Source organism: Bradyrhizobium sp. 195, assembly GCF_023101665.1.
Classification (GTDB): domain Bacteria; phylum Pseudomonadota; class Alphaproteobacteria; order Rhizobiales; family Xanthobacteraceae; genus Bradyrhizobium.
In genome coordinates this window covers 3,181,650-3,203,244 of sequence record NZ_CP082161.1, presented here as the reverse complement: position 1 = coordinate 3,203,244, position 21,595 = coordinate 3,181,650, and the positions used below count along the sequence as shown (strand labels likewise).

Annotated in this window: 16 protein-coding genes; 7 read left to right on the top strand and 9 right to left on the bottom strand. The window is 63.7% G+C overall.

The window, feature by feature from the left end; translation table 11 throughout:
- Positions 1-83 precede the first annotated feature (83 nt).
- Positions 84-1,733, top strand: a complete 1,650-nt coding sequence (locus tag IVB26_RS14785; RefSeq protein ID WP_247973165.1) for an alpha/beta hydrolase — start codon at positions 84-86, stop codon at positions 1,731-1,733.
- 1 nt (position 1,734) lies between these two features.
- Here IVB26_RS14785 and IVB26_RS14780 read toward each other — a convergent pair whose 3' ends face one another.
- The 5 genes from IVB26_RS14780 to IVB26_RS14760 all read right to left on the bottom strand — a co-directional run bounded on the left by IVB26_RS14780 (position 1,735) and on the right by IVB26_RS14760 (position 8,780).
- A complete protein-coding gene (locus tag IVB26_RS14780; RefSeq protein ID WP_247972326.1) occupies positions 1,735-3,318 on the bottom strand; it encodes an MDR family MFS transporter in 1,584 nt (527 codons plus the stop codon).
- A gap of 211 nt (positions 3,319-3,529) precedes the next feature.
- The gene (locus IVB26_RS14775; RefSeq protein ID WP_247972325.1) at positions 3,530-4,861 is read right to left on the bottom strand and encodes an MBL fold metallo-hydrolase; all 1,332 of its coding nucleotides are present in this window, start codon (positions 4,859-4,861) and stop codon (positions 3,530-3,532) included.
- Positions 4,862-4,872: 11 nt separating this feature from the next.
- Entirely contained in the window at positions 4,873-6,984 is a 2,112-nt protein-coding gene (locus IVB26_RS14770) for a S8 family peptidase (RefSeq protein WP_247972324.1), read from the bottom strand.
- Between the two features lie 15 nt (positions 6,985-6,999).
- Positions 7,000-8,133, bottom strand: a complete 1,134-nt coding sequence (locus tag IVB26_RS14765) for a patatin-like phospholipase family protein (protein WP_247972323.1) — start codon at positions 8,131-8,133, stop codon at positions 7,000-7,002.
- A gap of 137 nt (positions 8,134-8,270) precedes the next feature.
- On the bottom strand, positions 8,271-8,780 hold the full coding sequence (locus tag IVB26_RS14760; protein WP_247972322.1) for a YcgN family cysteine cluster protein: 510 nt from the start codon (positions 8,778-8,780) through the stop codon (positions 8,271-8,273).
- A gap of 292 nt (positions 8,781-9,072) precedes the next feature.
- Here IVB26_RS14760 and IVB26_RS14755 point away from each other — a divergent pair, with 292 nt between their 5' ends.
- From IVB26_RS14755 to IVB26_RS14740, 4 genes are all read left to right on the top strand, one after another.
- Complete coding sequence (locus tag IVB26_RS14755) at positions 9,073-11,361, top strand: transglycosylase domain-containing protein (protein WP_247972321.1); 2,289 nt, start codon at positions 9,073-9,075, stop codon at positions 11,359-11,361.
- 9 nt (positions 11,362-11,370) lie between these two features.
- Positions 11,371-11,949, top strand: coding sequence for a DUF1214 domain-containing protein (locus tag IVB26_RS14750; protein ID WP_247313849.1), 579 nt, complete (start codon positions 11,371-11,373; stop codon positions 11,947-11,949).
- A complete protein-coding gene (locus IVB26_RS14745) occupies positions 11,946-12,530 on the top strand; it encodes a DUF1254 domain-containing protein (RefSeq protein ID WP_247972320.1) in 585 nt (194 codons plus the stop codon). Before IVB26_RS14750 ends, IVB26_RS14745 begins: the two co-directional genes overlap by 4 nt.
- Before the next feature lie 316 nt (positions 12,531-12,846).
- Positions 12,847-16,032 (top strand): ABC transporter substrate-binding protein, encoded by a 3,186-nt coding sequence (locus IVB26_RS14740; protein ID WP_247972319.1) that lies wholly within the window; start codon positions 12,847-12,849, stop codon positions 16,030-16,032.
- A gap of 120 nt (positions 16,033-16,152) precedes the next feature.
- Here the strand turns inward: IVB26_RS14740 and IVB26_RS14735 are convergent, their stop codons facing one another.
- From IVB26_RS14735 to IVB26_RS14720, 4 genes are all read right to left on the bottom strand, one after another.
- A complete protein-coding gene (locus IVB26_RS14735; protein ID WP_247972318.1) occupies positions 16,153-16,839 on the bottom strand; it encodes a helix-turn-helix domain-containing protein in 687 nt (228 codons plus the stop codon).
- A 533-nt stretch (positions 16,840-17,372) separates the two neighbouring features.
- Positions 17,373-18,383, bottom strand: coding sequence for a transketolase family protein (locus IVB26_RS14730; protein WP_247972317.1), 1,011 nt, complete (start codon positions 18,381-18,383; stop codon positions 17,373-17,375).
- Positions 18,380-19,225, bottom strand: a complete 846-nt coding sequence (locus IVB26_RS14725) for a transketolase (RefSeq protein WP_247973164.1) — start codon at positions 19,223-19,225, stop codon at positions 18,380-18,382. Before IVB26_RS14725 ends, IVB26_RS14730 begins: the two co-directional genes overlap by 4 nt.
- Before the next feature lie 20 nt (positions 19,226-19,245).
- On the bottom strand, positions 19,246-20,007 hold the full coding sequence (locus IVB26_RS14720) for an SDR family NAD(P)-dependent oxidoreductase (RefSeq protein WP_247972316.1): 762 nt from the start codon (positions 20,005-20,007) through the stop codon (positions 19,246-19,248).
- Positions 20,008-20,139: 132 nt separating this feature from the next.
- On the opposite strand from IVB26_RS14720, the gene IVB26_RS14715 reads away from it, so the two are divergent.
- A complete protein-coding gene (locus IVB26_RS14715) occupies positions 20,140-21,027 on the top strand; it encodes a LysR substrate-binding domain-containing protein (protein ID WP_247973163.1) in 888 nt (295 codons plus the stop codon).
- Positions 21,028-21,158: 131 nt separating this feature from the next.
- Positions 21,159-21,563 (top strand): GFA family protein, encoded by a 405-nt coding sequence (locus IVB26_RS14710; RefSeq protein WP_247972315.1) that lies wholly within the window; start codon positions 21,159-21,161, stop codon positions 21,561-21,563.
- The last annotated feature ends 32 nt before the right edge of the window (positions 21,564-21,595 follow it).

The window sequence follows — 21,595 nt, the reverse complement described above, 5'->3', positions numbered from 1 at the left end:
GGATAGTTCGCCCAGTGGGTGCTTTCGGCAAACTGGCGTGGCTCATTCGGCGGCAATTGCTGTCGTTGTCCGGCGTCGGCCTCATGCTGGGTGCTCTGTTCTTCGCGGCCGCGCTGACGCCGACGCTGATCCCGCGGAGCTATCTCACGCAAGGCGCCATCGCCGGCGCCTGCTTCGGGATCGGCTATCTCGCCGGCAATGTCTGGCGCTGGCTGTGGCACTATCTCGAATTGCCCGAGCCGTCGGCGCGCCTGAGATCGACCGCAAACGCGCTGGTCGCGGCCGCCTGCCTGCTCGTCGTCATCCTTTTCCTGTGGCGGGCGGCCGGATGGCAGAACTCGATCCGCACTGTGATGAAGATGGCGCCGGTCGAGACCGCCCATCCGCTCAAGGTCTGCGTCATCGCCCTGATCACGTTCGTCGTGCTGCTGGTGCTGGCGCGGCTGTTCGCGCTTGCCGCCGGCTTCATCGCCGCGCGTACCAGGCGCGTCGTTCCGCGGAGAATCGCGAACGTCATCGGCGTGCTCGCCGCGGGTCTGTTGTTCTGGTCGATCGCCAGCAATGTCCTGATCCGCACGGCCTTCAACGCGCTCGATTCGTCATTTCGCGAAGTCGACGCCCTGCTCGAGCCCGAGCGGCCGCAGCCGACCGCGCCGGAACGGACAGGAAGTCCCGCCTCGCTGGTGAAGTGGAAGCAGCTTGGACGCATGGGGCGCAGGTTCATCGCCTCGGGGCCGACCGCAACTGAGATCAGCGCCGTTGCGCGAAGGCCCGCGAAGGAGCCCGTGCGGGTCTATGTGGGCCTTGGCGGCGCCGCGACGGCGCAAGCGCGCGCCAAGCTTGCGCTCGACGAACTCAAGCGGCAGCACGGTTTTGAACGCAAGACACTCATCGTCGTCACGCCGACCGGAACCGGCTGGATCGACCCTGCCGCGATGGACACCGTCGAATATCTCCACCATGGCGACGTCGCCAGTGTCGCGATGCAGTATTCCTATCTCAACAGTCCGCTGTCGCTGCTGTTTCAGCCCGAATTCGGTGCCGAAGCGGCGCGCGCCCTGTTCTCCGAAATTTACGGCTACTGGACGACGCTGCCGAAGGACCGACGGCCGAAGCTGTACCTGCATGGACTGAGCCTCGGCGCGATGAACTCGGAGAAATCCGCAGAGCTGTTCGAGACGATTGGCGATCCGATTGCGGGCGCACTTTGGAGCGGCGCGCCGTTCGAAAGTCGCATCTGGCGCTCGATCACCGCGAACCGCAATCCGGGCACGCCGGCCTGGCTGCCGGAATTCCGCGACGGCCGCTTCGTGCGGTTCATGAACCAGAATGGACCGACGGTACCGGCAGATGCGCCCTGGGGTCCGATGCGCGTCGTCTATCTGCAATATGCGAGCGACGCGATCACCTTCTTCGCCTATCGCGACGCCTATCGATCCCCTGACTGGATGACGGCGCCGCGCGGGCCGGATGTGTCACCGGAGCTGCGATGGTATCCGGTCGTGACCATGCTGCAGCTCGCCCTCGACATGGCAGTCGCGACCAATACGCCGATGGGCTTTGGCCACGTCTACGCGCCCGAACACTACGTCGATGCCTGGGTCGCCGTCACCGATGTCCATGATTGGTCCGCCGAGGCGCTGTCGCAGCTCAAGGCGCATCTTGCAGCGGCGGCGCGAAAGGCGGCCGAGAGCAACGTCGCAGAGGAGCCTTACGCCGATCGGGGCGGCTAGCCTACTCCGCCATCTCGACATGCTTGGTGACGGAAGGGCCAGCCAGCGGCCGCTCCTCCATCATGATCAGGCAGAGTGCGGCACTGGTCATCAGCGCGGTGGCGGCGCCGAAGACGTAACGAAACGCGTGCCGCATGTCGTCGGCGGGAATCGCGACGGCGCCTGCGGCGTGATGCTCGCCGGCCAGCGGAACGTCGATGCCGAGCGCGATCAGCAGGATGGCTGCGAAAGCGGCGACCGTGAAGGACGACATCAGCGAGCGGAAGAAGTTCAAGGCGCCGGTGATGGTGCCGACCTGCGGCCGCGCGACCGAGTTCTGTACTGAGACCACGCAGACCGGAAAGGTGGTGCCGAGGCCGAGTGCAAACGCCGCCATCAGCGTCAGCAGGCCCCATAGCGGGAGCGTTGTCAGCGTGAGGCCGAGGCCACACAGCGCGGCCCAGGACGTGCCGATGATGGCGACGCGCTTGTAGTGCTTGGCCCGCGCCATCGTACGGCCGGCGATGGCCGCACCGCAGGTCGAGACCGCCGCGAGCGGAATGAGCGCAAGGCCCGCCTCGCTGGCGCTGAGGTGATAGACGGATTCGTAATAGAGCGGGAGCTGGACCGTGAGGCCCGTGATGGCGCCGAGAGCGCAACCGCCGGCCGTCAGCCCGAACGGCACGACACGTCCGCCGAGCAGCGGCAGCGGCAGGAACGGCTCGTCGGCGCGACGGGCATGCCACACGAAGCTGACCGCGAGCGCGACGGCGCCGCCCACCATCGCCAGCACCGTCGCCGACAGCCAGGGAAACCGCGTGCCGCCCCAGGTCAGCACCAGCATGAAGACCACGGCGGAGGCCATCAGCAGGACGCCGCCGAGCCAGTCGACCTTGCGCTTGCGGTGGAATACCGGGATTTTCTTCATCTTCGGCAGCAGCAGCGCGAGCGCCGCGGCCGTCAGCGGCAGATTGATCCAGAAGATCATCGACCAGTGCAGATGCTCGGCGAACACACCCCCGATGACCGGGCCCAAGATGCCGCCGACCATCCACACGCTGGAGAAATAGGCCTGATACTGGCCGCGCTCGCGCGGGCTCACGACGTCCGAGATCACGGTCTGCACGACAGGCATGATGCCGCCGCCGCCGAGCCCCTGAAGGCCGCGGGCCAGGATCAGCATCGGCATGTTCGGCGCAATCGCGCACAGCACGGAGCCCGCGACGAACAGGCTGAGCGAGATGATGATCATGGCGCGCCGGCCGTAGATGTCGCTCAAGGTGCCGAACACCGGCGCGACCGCGGTCGAGGCGAGCAGATAGGCGGTGATGACCCAGGAGAGATTGGACACGTCCTGGAATTGGCGTCCGATGGTCGGCAGCGCGGTCGCCACAATGGTCTGGTCGAGGGCGGCCAGGAACATCGTCAGCATCAGGCTGATGACGATGGTGCGGACCTCATCCTGTGACAGCGGCGCGGGCGGCGCGATCGACGGGGCGTCATCGACGCTGATGACTTCACTCGGAAGCCGGGACAGCTCTTCGGCGATATCGTCGGGCAAAGTCTGGATATCGGCAGAACTGCTCTGCCGTTCGAACTTGTTCATCTCGATCGGACGTCGTGGGGCGGCGCAACGCCGCGAAGGATTCGTTCTACCGGAACAACATAGACGGCAAAGTCCTTCTCCGGCAGGCACCGCCGCGCATGGGTGCATCCCACCGACGCACCATCGCGTTTGCGTGAGTGACGTTCCTGGCCTCCCAGGTCCGGGCGGCTCGAGATGGCTTTAGACAGCCGCCCCCGTAAAGTCCCGGACCCTACAGGTCCAGCGGCTCGAGCAGATCGATCAGATGCGGCTTGTCGGGATTGACGATCACTACTTTCCCGGCGAGCTTGGGATTGTTCTTGAAGAGAGCGCCAAGGCTGTGTTTTGCCGGCGACCAATTCTCCCTGATCGGCTTCTTTGACGCCGGATTTTTCTTCTTTCGGGCCTTTTCCTTGGCTTGCTCCTTTTCCCAGTCTGCTTGTCGCGCGATATCGATTTCCTCGACCGGATACGTAAGGTGGATCGTGTAGTCAGCGTCGGCGCCCCGAGCCTGCAGCAGCATCTCGAGCGTGGCACGTTCGGGATTGCCATGCTCGCCATCCCCGGAGAAAACGTAGTGATCGGCCGGCACGCGGTTGAAGAAGATCGTCTCCATGTTGTTGTCGCTGCCGTGGTGCGGAACCTTCAAGAGATCAACATGCTTTTTGCCGCCCGCTTTCAATAGCCCGGCCTGCTCCATTCCCTCCAGAATCTTGTCGCCTCGGGCGTCGCCCGTCAGCAGCATCGTCTTGCCCCCGAGTTCGGCGAGGACGACGATGCTGGACAGGTTCGGAATGGATTCGTCGACGAAAGCCGCCAGCGCGGCTTCGGGCGATTTCTTTTTCTTCTCCTTTTGCGCGCGCAGCCATTTGTCATGCTCTGCCTGCAAGGCAAGCAGTTCCGGCTGCATCGGCCCAACCACCGTTATCGTCAGATCGCCGAGCGTCACTGGCTTCGCGGTTTCGGCCGCAAGGATCAGCTTGCCCTTGAATTTGTGGTTGGGCTTCCAGCCGAGGGCCCTGGCATCGTCCCGCAAGGTGCGCCCCTGCGGAATGCTGGACAGCACTTCGACCGTTTGATGCATACCCTCCTCTTCGATGTCGGCGTCGTCCCTGAGCATGCTCTTTCCGAAGCTCGCCAGCACGCTCCCGGAATCGATGCCCGCCTCACCTGCCGCAACCGTCGTCTCAACCGACGCGGTGCCGAAACCCGCCACCAGTTCATGGGGCTTGGTCTTGAGCAGATCGTCGAAACTGTTGTGCCACAGGCTGGTCACGGCGAGACGCACGTCGGGGCTGTTGGTGCGCTGCTCCCTGGTGAGGTCGAGAATTCCCTTGATGTGGTCGTCGTCGACATGGCTTACCATGACGACGTCGACCGGTAGCGCCTCCTCGCCCAGATCCCGTGTTTCGTGGATCTCTTGCAACCGCGGCTTGAGAAAGGGCTCGTACACATTCGAAGGACCGCCATCGATCAAGATCAGATGTGGATCCTGCTCCGATCCGAAATGAAGCATCAGACAATCGCCCTTGCGCGCGCGTAATACATCCAGACTGAAGAACATGTGCCGTCTCCCTAGATGGATTGAAATGCGCGCAGCACGTCGAGCATGCCGTGGCCCTGAAAACTTCGTTCGCGACCGAGATCAGTCGCGCTTTCGCACAGGATGCGCTTCACCCGCCGAGGCTGGCCGATCAGTTCCTCGTAGCGCGCGAGCAGCATCGCCGCGGCGCCACTGACGTGTGGCGCGGCCATGCTGGTACCGGATTCAGGGCCCCACTCCTGGTGATTGCCGCCGATGATACATGATTGCACCCGCTCCCCCGGCGCCACCAGATCAGGCTTGAGGCGACCATCGCCCGTCGGGCCACGGCTCGAGAAGAAGCTCACGCCATAGGTGTGCGGCCAGTTGCCGTGCGTGGACCCGACCGTGATGACGCTCTCGCTATTTCCGGGATCCGTGATGCTGAACGCGGCATAGCTTTCGAAAACGCCGCCGTCGGTTGTCGTGAGCTTCTGGAAGCCGCGATTGCCCGCCGCGGCCACGACAACGACCCCGCTCTCCACGAGCCTCTCGCATTCGTTGCACACCGGCGTGCGCCCACAGGCGTAATTGCGAACGTTGTGCGGGATCGACAGGCTGAGATTGGCGCCGTGAATCGTGATGTAGTTGTGCCGCTCGTTCACGTAGCGAATGTATTGTAGCGCGGCGATGACCGCGAATTCAGTATCATCGATGGTCTTGCCCAGAACACGGAAATCGTAGATGCGGATGTCGGGGCACATGCCGTCGGGATGGTTGGTCCTGCTTCCATCGGCGCCGATGATGCCCGCGACGTGGGTGCCATGCAGGCTGACCGGCTGCGGTGGGTTCTTGAGCGTGATCAGCTTTTCGACGACTCCCCAGTTGATGGGACGTTTTGCCCTTGCGTTCGCGGCAATCTCCTTCAGATAGTTCGACGCCGCGGCGGGTTCGATGCCGGCGGCATTCGCAATGTCCTCGAGTTCGGCCGCGGCGATGTCGTCCTCGTCGTTGCTGACGATCTCGCGAATCCTCGTGAAGTCGAACGTCTTCCTGACGCGCGATCTGTCGGGGTTGTCGTGCTCGGCGAAGGCCTCGTGGTCGGCGTCGATGCCGGAATCGAGCACCGCCCAAATGATGTTCTTGCAGTTCACGTTGAACAGGGAGTGCGCGGCATCGGCCTTCACGGCCGGCACGGAGCGGTCGAGCGCCGCCGCCGCGACGCGGTTGAGCGAGACCTGGAAGATGTAGCCTTCGCTCCCGGCTTCGTCGTCGTCGGGATCGCCCGATGCAAGCGCTTTGGGATTGGCCTGAATCACTCCGTAAAGCTCGAACATGCCCGCGATGATTTCGGGGACATGGGGCAGATAGGCGCGGAATGCCTCATCGATCTGCAGCCGCGGCAGATGCGGCACCGGCTCAGGCGGGGCGCTGCCCGGAATGGTCGGACGCTCGAGCTTGCCGATCCAATAAATCAAGCCCGCGAGCGCGATGTACCTTTCGAGTGACGTAAAGTTCTTCTGATCGTCGCCGCGCTGATCAGGCTCTCGTTGGAGCAAAGCGTGCAGGTTTGCCTGGTCGATCTTCAGTATTCTTTCCTGAAGCTTCGACTGGCTCCACCATTGCGTCAGAGGCACGAGGATGCGGAGCACTTCGTCGAAATACAGCCTCGCTCCCACGAGGCCCTGCAGATAGGCAACCTTCGCCCTCACCTTCGGCCGCTTCGATGGCGGTGGATCTTCGGCCTGGCGCTCCTGCTGGCGCAGATCTATCCCCCGCGGGATGATCTGGGCAACGGCCGCGGCGGTGACGTTCTTGTGCGGCGTTATCAGCACGTCCTGAACGAGGCCCGGATCAAGCGCATAAGCGGCCCAGACGTCACCCAACAAGGGGGAATCCTGGAGCACGCGGCGGTCGTCGACCGGACCTAACAGGATATGCTCGACGAGTTCTGCCGGAACCGAGAACTGCAGGGGCCTGTCCGCCTTGGTGGCAGCATCGCCCGGCGGAGGCTGCGTCGTGCCGGACTGCGGCTTTGCAGTCGCTGCATTTGCAGGTGCGCTCGAACCGGATGTGGCACTCTCCGTCGCGGTCGATAGGGGCGCATCTGCCGATTTCGGCGTGCCCCGGCGCGATCCACGTCCTTGCTTGCGTTGCTTTGCCACGTTCGGACCTCTGCGTCAGACCCCAGACTGCGGATAGGGAAAGGCCGGCGGCGGCCCGACCGCCGCGACATGCTTGCGCACAGCCGCATCGCAAACCGCGTAACCCCAGTTGATCAACTGTTCCTGGGTCTTCGGATCGAGCTTCTTCAGCCGCGTCGGCAACTCGGCAAGCCGCATCGTGCGATCCGGTGGACAGTTGAGTGCATCAGACAGCTGGTAATCGGCAATGTCGGTGCGGATGCCCCAATAAGCGCCCTTGCGCGTTCCCGACTTGAAGGAGTCGACGACCTGTCGCTTGCGCAGCGAACGCACCTGGTTGTCGATCAGGTTGAGAACCCTGTAGGAATGCCGCGGCCAGTCCGTCTCCGGCCGTTCCTCTTCCTGGGTCTTGCCGCCGGCATCACTGACCAGAACGGTCTGGTGCCGCTTCCATGCTGTTTCCAACCCGAGATTGTCATAGATCCCACCGTCGCTGAGAACGACGCGCGTCGTGAATGGCGGGCGTTGGAGATCGAGCCCGGTGCCCGGCACGAAGTCCGCGTCCTTGAGGCGCAGTTCGAACGGGGACAGGACCGGTGGAAACGCGGACGACGCAGCGACCGCCTGCGCCAGGGAAATCTTCGGATTCTTCACCTCGCCAACTCGGTAGTCGCGCATATAGGGCTTCATGAAACGCCAGAGAACGCCCGATTGCACATTGGTTGCGTTGATCACGAAGCGCGGCTCGTCAGGCATGTCCTGCAGCGTCTTGCCGTGAAAGAGGTGATCGTCATACGCCTCGGCGATACGGTCGCCGATGCTGCCCGGTAACAGCGCGCCCAGGATGACCGACTCGGCGTCGATTGTGACGCCGGCGAAGGCGCGCAACGGCGCGACGAATTTCGGAATGAAATCGCTGTTGACGCTGCCAGGTTTGAAACTGAGGCCGCGCCACGCCAGCGCCAACATGCCGGCAGTGATCGACCCGCCTGAAACGCTCGATATGCGCTTGACGTTCTCCAGCAGCCCCGTCTCATAGAGGCGCCAAAGGACGCCGATATGAAACACCATTGCGCGATATCCTCCGCCGGAAAGGCAAAGCGCGGTGGTCGGTTCTGGTGGCTTGCTCTCGTCGTCGGTCGGTATCGGGTGAACCGGATCAATATTCATCGGACCCCTCAAAAATTTAGGGTACCTCAATAACTTTGCAACAACCTGAATAATTACCGTCTTAAAACTACAACCAGCTTAGCGTCTCAACCCTTGAATGTGAAGTGCCTCTGCATGCGACCGCTGCGCACAGCGGCTCAGGGCCGCTTCTTCAGGCGAGCCCGCTTCGGCAGCAAGGCCGGCCATTGCACGATGTGGTCCTCGAGCTCCTCATCCGGGATCTCCTCCTCGCTGCCTTCGACCCGGCCGCGCACGGAGACGCCGGCTTCGTGCACGGTGTTGGGATCGCCTGATACCAGCGGATGCCACCAATAGAGGTCGCGGCCCTCGGCAACGAGCTTGTAGCCGCAGCTCGGCGGCAGCCAGTTCAGGGTGCGGACATTGGCCGGCGTCAGGCGGACGCAATCCGGAACCTTGTCGGAGCGATTCGGATAGTCCTTGCAGCCGCAGCTGGCACCATCGAGCAGCTTGCAGCCGATATGGGTGAAATAGATCTCGCCGGTGTCCTCGTCCTCGAGCTTGTTCAGGCAGCAGCGCCCGCAGCCGTCGCACAGGCTTTCCCATTCGGGCCCCGACATCTCTTCCAACGTCTTGGTTTTCCAGAAGAATCCTTCCTGGCCTGAAGGTCGTTTGGGAACTGCGGTCATGCGCCTCAACAAAAGTTCAATAGAGCTACGGCAACGCCATCTAGGGCGTACGGCCGGGGTGGTGCAAGCAACGCGCCTGTGAGGCCCGTAATGACCCGGGGGCAATTAGGCCTGTTGTTCAAAATCGCGAGCGTGACCATTGGTTTATGGGCTCCGCTCGGCTAGAAGGAACAGCAAGTCCCTCGGATGCTGGCCGGGCGCCTTGGGTTTGCCGCAACATTCCCCCAAGACGTCTCGATGCCGCCCCCGCCGGGTGCTTGAACGCTTTCGAAGCGAGCCTCAAGGGTTCTAGGTGCGCCAGATCATACCACCGCATTGGAAGCAGAAGGTCCGGAACTTCTTCCTGGACCTCGATGCGCGCATCGACTCCTCGCTGTTCTCCTCGGCCAAGGGCATCCGCGAGCTCTACGAACGCTACTCGACCTTCATGGACCGCTTCTATGTCGGGCGGTGGAAGCGCTGGGTGTTCATCGAGCCGCTGTCGGAAGCCGCGACCCTCGGCCTCGGCGGCCTGGTCGTGATGCTCACCCTCGCCATCCCCGCCTTCCGCGAGACCGCGGACGAGGACTGGCTGAAGAAGTCCGATCTCGCGGTGAGCTTCCTCGACCGCTACGGCAACCCGATCGGCAGCCGCGGCATCAAGCACAACGACTCGATCCCGCTGGAAGATTTTCCGGACGTGCTGATCAAGGCGACGCTGGCGACCGAAGACCGCCGCTTCTATGAGCATTTCGGCATCGACATCGCCGGCACCGCGCGCGCGCTCGTCACCAACGCCCAGGCCGGCGGCGTCCGCCAGGGCGGCTCATCGATCACCCAGCAGCTCGCCAAGAACCTGTTCCTGAGCAACGAGCGCACCATCGAGCGCAAGGTCAACGAGGCCTTCCTCGCGGTCTGGCTGGAATGGCGCCTGACCAAGAACGAGATCCTCAAGCTGTATCTCGACCGCGCCTATATGGGCGGCGGCACCTTCGGCGTCGACGGCGCGGCGCATTTCTACTTCAACAAATCGGCGCGCGACGTGACGCTGGCGGAAGCTGCGATGCTGGCCGGCCTGTTCAAGGCCCCGACCAAATACGCGCCCCACATCAACCTGCCCGCCGCCCGCGCTCGCGCCAACGTCGTGCTCGACAACCTCGTCGATGCCGGCTTCATGACCGAGGGCCAGGTGTTCGGTGCCCGCCGCAACCCCGCCTTCGCGGTCGATCGCCGCGACGAGGCTTCGCCGAACTACTATCTCGACTACGCCTTCGACGAGATGCGCAAGCTGGTCGACACGTTCCCGAAATCGTACACCGAGCGCGTCTTCGTGGTTCGTCTTGCCATGGACGCCAACGTGCAGAAGGCCGCCGAAGACGCGGTCGAGAACCAGCTGCGCCAGTTCGGCCGCGACTATCACGCGACGCAGGCCGCGACTGTCGTGTCCGATCTCGACGGCGGTATCCGCGCCATGGTCGGCGGCCGCGACTACGGCGCCAGCCAGTTCAACCGCGCCACCGATGCCTACCGCCAGCCTGGCTCCTCGTTCAAGCCCTACGTCTACACCACCGCGCTCCTGAACGGCTTCACGCCGAACTCGATCGTGGTCGACGGCCCGGTCTGCATCGGCAATTGGTGCCCGCAGAACTATGGCCATTCCTATTCCGGCTCGGTGACGCTGACGCAGGCGATCACGCGCTCGATCAACGTCGTGCCGGTGAAGCTCTCGATCGCGATCGGGCAGAAGGAACAGCCGAAGGCGCCGAACCCGGCCAAGATCGGCCGCGCCAAGATCGTCGAGGTCGCACGGCGCTTCGGCCTCAAGGCGCCGCTGCCCGACACGCCGTCGCTGCCGATCGGTTCGGACGAAGTCACCGTGCTCGAGCACGCGGTCGCCTACGCGACCTTCCCCAACCGCGGCAAGGCGGTGACGCCGCATTCGGTGCTCGAAGTGCGCACCGGCGCGGGCGACCTCGTCTGGCGCTGGGACCGCGACGGCCCGAAGCCGCGCCAGGCGATCCCCGCTTCCGTTGCCGCCGACATGGCCGGCATGATGAGCCACGTCGTCAGCGAAGGCACCGCGCGCCGCGCAGCCCTCGACGGCATTCCGACCGCGGGCAAGACCGGCACCACCAACGCGTATCGCGACGCCTGGTTCGTCGGCTACACCGGCAATTTCACCTGCGCGGTGTGGTACGGCAACGACGACTATTCGCCGACCAACCGCATGACCGGCGGCTCGCTGCCGGCACAGACCTGGCACGACATCATGCTCGCGGCGCATCAGGGCGTCGAGGTTCGGGAGATCCCCGGCATCGGCATGGGCCAGAAGCTGCCGCCGCAGCATGTCAGCAACGCGCAGGCCAATGCGGCGCCGAAGATCCTGGAGACCAAGCCGGGTCCGCCGCCGGTGCTGACCAAGCGCGGCGCCGACATCCTGGTGCGCGTCGAGAAGCTGCTGGATGACGCCGCCAAGACGGCAAAGAAATCGGCCGATGCCGACACTAAGCCGGCCGGACCGTCCTCGGCGACGAGCGCGCTCGCCTTCCCGCAGAACTATGCGGAAGAGAATGCCAACGCCTCCGTCCCGCGCAAGAACTGATCGAAACCCGTGCGGCTGATCCTGATCACATTGACGGCCCTTCTGCTCGCGACCGTGGTCGGCGTCGGCGCCACCTGGATGACGACGACGCGCGGCACCGAGATCGGCGCGCTGACCATCGGCGCCTGGACCGCGCGCCCGCGCACCGGCACCGCCGACGTCGATCCCTATTCGCGCGCGACCATCGTGCGCAACGGCGAGCTGCCGATCGGCACCGGCGACGGCGTCGCCTTCACCGCCACCACTGACGACAAGAAGAAGGCGCTCGACGGCCGCTGCGACGTCGTCGTCTCCGGCGTGACGCCGCCGGCGCGGTTCTGGACCCTGACGCTCTACGACCGCAAGGGCCACCTCGTCGCCAACTCGCTCCAGCGCTACGGCTTCACCAGCCAGGAGATCGTGCGGCAGTCCGACGGCTCGTTCGAGATCCGCATCGCCTCGCGCTCACGCGCCGGCAACTGGTTGCCGACCGGTGGCATCGAGCGCTACGCACTTATGCTGCGGCTCTACGACACCCCGGTTGGCGTGGCGACGCGCACCCAGCGCGATGCGCCGATGCCCACCATCACGACGGCGGGCTGCTCATGATCCGGCTGCTGTTCACCATCGTCGCCGGCATCGTTCTGGGCCTCGTGGTCCATCTCGTCAGCGTGCTGGCGCTGCCGCGGATCGCGACGCAGGATGCCTATTCGCGGCTGACGCCGATGACGAAACTCAACGGCGTCAGCCAGCTTCCCCTCGCCGATCCGCAGACGTCACCGATGCCGTTCATGGACCCGGCCTTTGCGCTGGCGATCTGCCGCTACGACCTCACAAGCGGGCCGATCAAGCTCACGGTGCCGGTAAGCCAGGCCTACACCTCGGTGTCGTTCTACACCCGCAACGAGATCGCCTATTACGCCATCAACGACCGCTCCGCGGGCCGCAAGGTGATCGAGCTCGACCTGATGACGGAAGCGCAGCACAACGACCTGCCGGAGGACGAAGAGGTCACCGCGGCCGACCGCCTGATCATCGATTCCCCCTCTGCCACCGGCCTGATCGTGATGAAGGCGCTCGCCCCCGAGCCCGGCCTGATGCCGCAGGCGCAGGCAACGCTTGCGGCCGCGAGCTGCGGCCCGCAGACCGAGCAGCCCGCCAAGGCCGAGGCACCGCGCGGCCGGCGGTGACGCGCGGCTGTTCGGCAGCTTCAAGACGAAAAGCGCGAAAACAACCCCATCCACAGTAGCGTGGGTATTGAAATCATTGGGCTTGTGCCGCGGAGTAGCGGCGCGAAAGCGACCGCCGCTGAACTGCGCCTTTGGACCGGATTAGCGGCAAATCGGGCTTCAACCTGACCCGCCGTCGGCGATCCTGTCGAGGTCTCTTGACCCAGATCAAACATCCCAGTGCGGCCCAAAATAGCGTTTTTGGCGCACCGCCTTGCTTGACCGAAATCGCTCCCGGACACCGATGCCCCTTCCAGCGCGCCCGATGCGCTCGCGAATGCGAGAACCAGCCTCATGGCCGCTTGCTCGCGCACTGTTCCGGATCGCCGGAATTGTGCTGCTCTGGATTGCTCCCGGGCAGGCGCATGCGCTTGAAAAAGTGTCCCTGCAGCTCAAATGGCTGCATCAGTTTCAGTTCGCCGGGTACTACGTTGCGCTCGAGAAGGGCTTTTATCGGGACGCCGGGCTTGATGTCGAGATAAGGCCCGGCGGTCCCGGCATCGATGCGACGATCGACGTTGGCTCGGGCAAGGCCGATTTTGGCGTATGCATGACGGGCGTGCTTTTGCCCCAACCCGGCCTTGCGAAGATGACCGTGCTGGGCGTGATCTTTCAGCACTCCGCGGCGAACATCCTCGTCCCCAGCCGCGCCCGCATCAACGCCCCTTCGGAACTAACCGGCCACCGCCTGATGGACGCATCAGGCAGCGACGATCTCGCCGCCATGCTCAAGCAGCAAGGCGTGGATTACGCGGCCCTGCCGCGCGTCGAGCACACGGGCAACCCGCTCGACCTGGTCGCAGGCAAGGCGGACGCGATGGTGTCGTATGTTACCAACGAGCCCTTTGTGCTCGAGCAGAACGGCATTCCCTATCGGTCGTTCACGCCGAGGACTTTTGGCTTCGACTTCTATGGCGACAATCTCTGCACCACGGAAGAATTGTCGCGTCGCAAGCCGGAGATGGTGCAGGCGTTTCTCGCCGCGAGCCTGAAGGGCTGGGAGCGGGCGCTGGCCGACAAGCAGGACACGGTCGAGCTCATCGTGCGCAAATATCCCGTGATCAAGTCGCGCGAAGCCCTGATGTTCGAGGCTGTGCGAACCGAGGCCCTGATCCAGCCCGGATTGATCAAGCTCGGCAGCCAGACGGCCGAGCGCTGGAGGGCCATCGCAAAGATTTATCAGGATCTCGGCCTGCTGCCCAAAGGCAGGTTGCCGCCTCCGCCTTTTCACGAAGCCTTTTCAGACAGGCTCGATCGCTGGATGCAGCTCGCCTCGATCGGTGCGATCCCGATACTGGCAATCGCCGGGGCCATCGGCGTATATCGCCGGTTCGGCCGGTCTACTTCCAGGCAGGTGCGATTGAGCCTCGTGATGGCCGGCCTGTTCGTATGCCTCAGCATCCCGATCCTCATCTTCATTCTCGGCTTCAATCACCAGAAGAACAGCGAAGCGATCGTATCGCTGCTGAAGGAGCAGATCGAGAAATCGCGCTTCGCCACCATCGAGAGCATCGAAAACCTGATGCGTGGCGTCAACGGCATGCTCGGACTACTCTCCGAAGCAGTGGCGGCGCAACCTTCCTTCTTCAGGACCGAGGATAGTCGCGACGCGCTCTACCGCGTTCTCACCTCGTCGAGCCAGATCGATGCCGCCTATGTCAGCTTCGAAGACGGCTATCACCGCGTCGTGACGCGCGTCGACGCGGACCGAAAACGATCCGACAGGCAAATTCCGGCGGACGCCAACTGGCATTCGAGCTATGTCGACGCATTCTCCCTGGAAAGCGATCGCAAGCGCTACCGCACGTTCTACGACACTTGGCCGCACGCAATCGCCGCTTATGACGCGCCATCCTCGCTCGACGTGCGGACGCTTCCGGGCTACGGCGCAGCGCGAGACTCCCGAGCGCTCTACGTCACCACCCCCTCGATCAACCCTGATACCGGCTATCCCATCATCTCGGCGCGCTATCCGATCTACCGCGGCGACGGCCAGTTCCTCGGCTGCGCATCCGTCAACATCACCTTCGACGTCCTCTCGCGCTATCTCGCCAAGCAGCGGCCAAGCGTGAACAGCATGACAATCATCGCCGATCCCAACGACGGCAAGGTGGTTGCCTCGTCGGAACGCGAGAAGGTCATCAGCCTTGCGACGGGCTCGCTGCAGATCGCGACGCTGGCGAACATCGACGATCCCGACGTCCGCGAGGCCTACCGGCTGCACATCGAAACCAACCGGGATGATTTCGTGTTCGACTCGCCGCGGGACGGCCGCGAGATCAGCGCGTCGTTCGCGCGCTTTCCCGAAAGCTTCGGCAGCCCGTGGCAGTCGGTCATCCTGACACCGACGAATGATTTCGTGGGGCAATTGCGCGAGACGAACCAGAAAATTGTCCTGACCATCGTCCTTTTGACGATGATCGAATTGATGCTCATCTTCCTGCTGGCCCGGCGTTTGACTCGTCCACTGGAGAAGGTCACGCGCGAACTGGAGGCCATCGAGGATCTCTCCTTCGAAAAGCGGGCCGCAACCTCCTCGAGGATCAAGGAGATTGCCCAGCTGCAGAGCGCGGCAACGCTGCTGCGGAGTTCCCTGCAGTCCTTCTCATCCTTTGTTCCGGTCGAGGTCGTGAAGGGATTGGTCAAATCAGGCATTCCCCTCGAGCTCGGCGTAGAACGACGCTGCCTGACGATTTTCTTCTCCGACATCGAGAACTTCTCGACTCTGGCCGAGCAGAAGGATTCCGATGTCTTGCTGCAGCAGATGTCCGCCTATTTCGACGTCGTGTCACGTGCAATCGGCGAGGAAGAAGGTACCGTCGACAAGTTCATCGGCGACGGTGTGATGGCATTCTGGGGCGCGCCTGCCGTTATGCCCGAGCCGGCCCTGAGTGCATGCCGTGGCGCCCTTCGGTCCCAGCACCGGATCGAAGGACTCAACGCCGGCTGGGTCGCGCAGGGGCTCCCGCCCTTCCGCGTGCGAATTGGCTTGAACACCGGCGACGTGCTGGTTGGGAATGTAGGCTCGACCGAACGTTTCAGCTATACCGCGATGGGCGATTGCGTGAATGTCGCGTCACGGCTGGAAGGGCTCAACAAACAGTTTGGTACCGCCATCTGTGTGAGCGCAAGCGTCGTGAGTGCAGCGGGCGACGCCATCCTGGTGCGGCCGCTTCGCCGCGTGACGGTCAAGGGACGCGAGCAGCGGTTCATGATCTACGAGCTGCTCGGCATTGCCGGAACCGACGATCCCGAACTGAGTCCTCCGCCCGACGTCGCCCAGCGAATACGATTGACTTCGAAGGCCTCTGCCCTCTTCGAGGCCGGCAAGTTCTTCGAAGCAACCATCGCTTACCGAACGCTGCTCAGGCGATTTCCTGAGGACCCCGTCGCAAATGCGATGCTTTTGGAGCCCGAATTGCTTGTCAACGCGCAAAGCGCCGTGGAATTGCCGGAGAGGTAGGATGACATCGTCGATGCTGATGACGCGCCTGCAAGCGTCGCAAGGGGTGCCCGCCAACGCAGTCTAAACGCTAGCCGTTACTCCAGCAATTATCGGGCCGCCGCCCTATCGAAGAGGAGCTTAGTGACGCTGACAGTCCACTTCCCGAAGTCGCTTGCGGTCAAGAATGGTGATCTGGCGCTGCGTATTCCCGACAAAGTCAAGCAAACCCCCGCGACGGAGGCGCGACAGCGCACGAGAAACAGTCTCGAGTGTCAGCCCTAGATAGTCCGCAATGTCGCGCCGCGTCATCGGCAGCGCCATCACCTGTGAAGTCCGAATACGTTCATCCATTTCGACCAGGAACGTTGCGACCCTTTCAACGGAGTCCTTGCGGCCCAAAAGCAGCATATGGTCCTCCGCGTGTTTCAGATTCAAGGTCGTCATCCCGAGGAGAGTGCGTGTCACTACGGGATCTGTCTCGGCCACCCTATCGAGCGCCTCTCGCTTGATCAGACGCAGAGTCGTGTCCACAATTGCTTCGGCCGTGAAGCGGTGGGCACTTCCGTTCGCGAGCCCGAAAATGTCGCCTGCGAGGTGAAACGCGCCGATCTGGCGGCGTCCATCAGAAAGCAGCTTGTAGCTTCTCACCGCGCCGATCTTGACCTGGTAGACGTACTCGGATGGCTCCTTTTCTCCGTATATTTCGATCCCTTTCTTATAGAATATCTCGTTGAGACTAATGATCGCATCGGAGCCGCTCGTCATTCCAAAGTCGTCGAGTGTTGTATTGCGGTTCTTGCAGTCCGTGGTGATGCGCACGAACATTATATGCCTCCAAACACAACCAGCTTTGCAGCCGGTCTAACGCGATCAGGCTACCGAGGCATTCACTCAGGCGACATTGTCCCAGAGGACAATGCCCCAAAGGACAGGTTCAAAGCGCCCTCGAAACTCAGTGCAAGCGCCCTCTGAGCTTCTTGAGGATCTCTCGCAGCTCGCTCGCGTATTCCGCAATGACCTGGAAAGCCTCGTCGACCCGGCTCGGTTTCGGGACCGGCTTATCCTCACGCTCGCTTTCGAACCGCGGTGATTTCATGGGCACAAGTGAGAAGCAGCCATTCCGCAGACTGTTGAGATAGATCAACGTCTAGTCGGAGGTCGAAGATTGGTTCTGCCCGCCTGTTCGATTGCTCGCTCGATCTCGTCTGCAAGGCGCGTGAAATGATGATTTTGTCTGTCGACGAGTGGTGTCAATTGGCGGTCATTGAGGCCGCCCGCGACCCTTTGATCTGCGTCAAGACCACGTATCTGCGTTGGTCAATACAACGAGCGGAGACCTATCGATCATTTTGACGTCTCTAGCGCAGCCACTCCTTGATCTGCCGCGTCACTTCCGCGGTTGAGATGCCGTAACGGTCGTGCAACGTCGGCAGCGCGCCGGCGGCCAGGAATTCGTCGGGAAGCCCGATCTGGCGGAATGCCGGATGGACGCCCGCGCGCATCAGCAGCGCGGCCACGGCTTCGCCGAGGCCGCCGATCACGGTGTGGTTCTCGGCGACGACAACGAGGCGGCCGGGCTTGCCGGCTTCGCGCAGGATCGCCTCGGTGTCGAGCGGCTTGATCGTGGGCACGTGCAGGACAGCCGCATGGACGCGATCGTCCGACAGCGCCTTGGCCGCCTCCAGCGCACGCATGGTCATGATGCCCGAGGAGACGATCAGAACGTCGGCACCATCGCGCAGCAGCGCGGCCTTGCCGAGCTCGAAACGGTAATTGTACTCGTCGAGCACCAGCGGCACCTGGCCGCGTAACAGGCGCATGTAGACAGGCCCGCGATGCGCAGCGATAACGGGTACGATCTGCTCGATCTCGTGCGCGTCGCAGGGGTCGATCACGGTCATGTTGGGCATCGCGCGGAACAGCGCGAGGTCTTCAGCAGCCTGATGGCTCGGCCCATAGCCCGAGGTCAGGCCCGGCAGCGCGCAGGCGATCTTCACGTTGCGGTCTTCCTCCGCGATGGTCTGATGGATGAAGTCATAGGCGCGGCGCGAGGCGAACACCGCATAGGTGGTGGCGAACGGCATGAAGCCTTCGGCGGCGAGACCCGAGGCAGCGCCGAACAGAAGCTGCTCGGCCATGCCCATCTGATAGTAACGATCGGGAAAGACCTGCGCGAAGATGTGCAGATCGGTGTATTTGCCGAGATCGGCGGTCATGCCGAGGACGTCTTCGCGGCTGCGCGCGAGCTCGACCAGCGCGTGGCCGAACGGCGCCGGCCTGGTGCGCTGCCCTTCCGCCGCGATCGAGGCGATCATGGCCGACGTCGTCAGCCGCGGCTTTGCCGAAGTGGTTGGTGCGGCGGACTTCATGGCTGCTCTCCAGCGTCCAGTGCCGACAGCGCGAGCTGCCATTCATGCGGCTCGACGCGAATGAAGTGGTTCTTCTCGCGCTGCTCCAGGAACGGAACGCCCTTGCCCATCAACGTGTCGGCGACGATCATGCGGGGCTTCGGCTCGGAATGAGCCATCGCGGCATCGAAGGCGCCGACCACCGCGTCGAGATCATTGCCGTCGACCCGTTGCACGAACCAACCGAACGCCGCGAGCTTGTCCACCAGCGGCTCGAAGCCGAGCATCTGCTTGGAGGGACCATCGGCCTGCTGATTGTTGACGTCGACGATCGCGATCAGATTGTCGAGCTGGTGGTGGGCCGCCGACATGATGGCCTCCCATTTGGAGCCCTCGTCCAGCTCGCCGTCGGAGAACAGCGTGAAGATGCGCGAGGCCGACCGTTTCCGCTTCAGCCCGAGCGCCATGCCGACGGCGATGCCGAGGCCAAGGCCGAGCGAGCCGCCTGACATCTCCATGCCCGGCGTATAGGAGGCCATGCCGGACATCGGCAGGCGGCTGTCGTCGAAGCCGTAGCTTTCCATCTCCGTCTCGGGGATAAACCCGGCCTCGATCAGGGCTGCATAGAGCGCGATCGCATAATGTCCGTTCGACAGCAGGAAGCGATCGCGGCCTTCCCAGGCGGGATCTTCGGCGCGAAAACGCATGGCGTGAAAATAGGCCACCGCCAGAACGTCGGCGATGTCGAGCGCCTGGGCGATATAGCCCTGGCCCTGGACCTCGCCCATCAGCAGCGCGTTGCGGCGGATGTTGCGGGCGCGCTGGGCGAGCGTCGGCGCGTTTGCGAGCGTTGGTGTTGCCATCATCGTCTGCCCTGCTCCGCTCAGTGGATCAGCATGCCGCCGTTGACGTCGATCACGGCGCCGGTGACGTAGGCCGAGAGGTCGGAGGCGAGGAAGGTGTAGATGCCGGCGACGTCGGCGGCCTCGCCGAGCCGGCCGAGCGGAATGCCCTCGAGGATCTTCGCCCGCATCTCGTCGGTGAGCTTGCCGGCGGTGATGTCGGTGCCGATCAGGCCCGGCGTCACGCAGTTGACGCGGATGCCGTCGGGCCCGAATTCGCGCGCCATCGCCTTGGCGAGACCGAGCACGCCGGCTTTCGCCGCCGAATAATGAGGCCCGCCAAAGATGCCGCCGCCGCGCTGGGCGGAGACCGAGGACATGCAGGCGATCGAACCGCCCCTGCGCTTCTGCATGTGCGGGATCACGGCTTGCGACAGGAACAGGATGCCCTTGAGATTGACGTCCTGGATGCGGTCCCAATCTTCCGGCTTGATGTCGAGCAGCTTGACGGGCTGGGTCACGCCGGCGTTGTTGATGAGGATGTCGATCTGGCCGAATTTGGCGATGACCGCGTCGACCGCGCTGATGCAGGCCTGCTTGTTCGCGACGTCCAGGGCAAGGCCGAGATGCGGCTCGCCCACGGCCAGTTCGAGGCCGCGCGCGGCAGCTTCCGCCGCCGGGCCGTCGATGTCGAGAATGGCGACGCGGGCCCCCTCGGCCGCAAAGCGGCGGGCGGTTGCAAGCCCGATGCCGCGAGGAGACGCAGCTCCGGTGATGATGGCTGTCTTGCCGCGCAGCAGCATGATGATCCTCCCACAATGGCCTTGCCGGGCACCTGACGGTGCCGCCGTTCTTGCCGTGATTATGCGGGCGTCGGCTCATCCGACAAACGCGCCGTTGTCTTGCATGGGTGAATTTGGTTCACTTGTCGGATGTTGCTATCCAGCATTCCGATATCCGCCATCCGCGCCTTCGAGGCCGCCGCACGCACCGGCTCGTTCCGGGATGCGGCGAACGAGCTTCACCTCACGCCGAGCGCGGTTAGCCACGCCATTCGCAAGCTCGAAAGCGCGATGGGCACCGTCCTGTTCGAGCGCAGCGCCCGCGCGGTCCGGCTGACGCCGGCGGGCGAGAACCTGATGCGCCATGCCGGTGCCGCGTTCGACAATCTGCGGCGCGGCATCGAGGAGGTCGCAGGCCGCGGCCCGCAATTGCTGCGGGTGCACTGCGCCCCGAGCTTTGCCGCGCAGTGGCTCGCCCCGCGCCTCGCCCGCTTCATGGCCGCCGAACCCAGGCTCGAGGTGCGGCTCGCCGCCAACACCGAATATGCCCGGTTCAGCAACGACGATTTCGACATCGACATCGTCTATGGCCAGCCGCGGGCGGAGGGTGTCGAGGTGATTTCTCTGGGCGAAGAAACCGTGACGCCGCTGTGCGCGCCCGAGCTCGCGAAGAAAATTCGCAAGCCGAAGGATCTGCTCGACCAGGTGCTGATCCGCTCGGACGTCAAGCAGGTGCAGTGGCATCAATGGTTCACGGCCAACGGCCTCGAAGCGCCGGCCATCCACGGCATGCGCTTCGATCGCAGCTTCCTGGCGATCGCGATGGCCTCGAGCGGACTTGGCGTGACGCTGGAATCGACGCGGCTCGCCGAACGCGAGATCGCGACCAAGCTGCTGGTGGCGCCGCTTGCCGGACGTTCCACCGACATTCGCTATGTCGGCCATCATCTGGTCTTCCCCCGCGCAGGCCAGCAGCGTCGGGCCATCCGCGCCTTTACCGAGTGGATCACCCGCGAGCTTGCGGCCGGTCGCTCGGCTTGAGCAGCAGCCGCTCGCGATGGCAGCAGCTGTCAGGCGACAGTAGGACGCAATCGCAAACCGATTGTGCCATTGATGCTGCACGCCTCGGGAGCTATCGATCTGCAAAACTTGCTCTCAAACGGGAGAAACGCATGAGCACCATCACCGGCGGCTGTCACTGCGGCGCAATCCGTTACCAGATCGAAGGCGAACTGATCGTGCACGCGCTGTGCCACTGCAGGGATTGCCGGCTGCACGCCGGCGCCCCGGTCGTCGGCTGGACGATGTACGCGGAGGATGCCGTCAAGGTCACCAAGGGCGAGCCCAAAGTGTACCGGTCTTCGGAACACGTGCGGCGGCAGTTCTGCGCCGACTGCGGAACCGGCCTGTTCTACGCCAACGCCAGCATGCCTGGGATTATCGACGTGCAGAGCGCCACCAACGACGATCCCGATGCGATCCCGGCGACGATGCAGATCCAGGTTGCCGAGCGCCTGCGCTGGATGGAGCATGCGCACGAGCTGCCAACGTTCGACCGTTTTCCTCCGCAGCCGTAGCGGCGCGCCAAGCGGCTCGGCAAGCCCTTGCC

Excerpts from the sequence above, each read along its gene's own strand:
- IVB26_RS14735 (WP_247972318.1), bottom strand. The coding sequence starts at position 16,839 with ATGTTCGTGCGCATCACCACGGACTGCAAGAACCGCAATACAACACTC.
- IVB26_RS14730 (WP_247972317.1), bottom strand. The coding sequence starts at position 18,383 with ATGAAGTCCGCCGCACCAACCACTTCGGCAAAGCCGCGGCTGACGACG.
- IVB26_RS14780 (WP_247972326.1), bottom strand. The coding sequence starts at position 3,318 with ATGAACAAGTTCGAACGGCAGAGCAGTTCTGCCGATATCCAGACTTTG.
- IVB26_RS14775 (WP_247972325.1), bottom strand. The coding sequence starts at position 4,861 with ATGTTCTTCAGTCTGGATGTATTACGCGCGCGCAAGGGCGATTGTCTG.
- IVB26_RS14760 (WP_247972322.1), bottom strand. The coding sequence starts at position 8,780 with ATGACCGCAGTTCCCAAACGACCTTCAGGCCAGGAAGGATTCTTCTGG.
- IVB26_RS14710 (WP_247972315.1), top strand. The coding sequence starts at position 21,159 with ATGAGCACCATCACCGGCGGCTGTCACTGCGGCGCAATCCGTTACCAG.
- IVB26_RS14745 (WP_247972320.1), top strand. The coding sequence starts at position 11,946 with ATGATCCGGCTGCTGTTCACCATCGTCGCCGGCATCGTTCTGGGCCTC.
- IVB26_RS14740 (WP_247972319.1), top strand. The coding sequence starts at position 12,847 with ATGCGAGAACCAGCCTCATGGCCGCTTGCTCGCGCACTGTTCCGGATC.
- IVB26_RS14785 (WP_247973165.1), top strand. The coding sequence starts at position 84 with ATGCTGGGTGCTCTGTTCTTCGCGGCCGCGCTGACGCCGACGCTGATC.
- IVB26_RS14725 (WP_247973164.1), bottom strand. The coding sequence starts at position 19,225 with ATGGCAACACCAACGCTCGCAAACGCGCCGACGCTCGCCCAGCGCGCC.
- IVB26_RS14720 (WP_247972316.1), bottom strand. The coding sequence starts at position 20,007 with ATGCTGCTGCGCGGCAAGACAGCCATCATCACCGGAGCTGCGTCTCCT.
- IVB26_RS14765 (WP_247972323.1), bottom strand. The coding sequence starts at position 8,133 with ATGAATATTGATCCGGTTCACCCGATACCGACCGACGACGAGAGCAAG.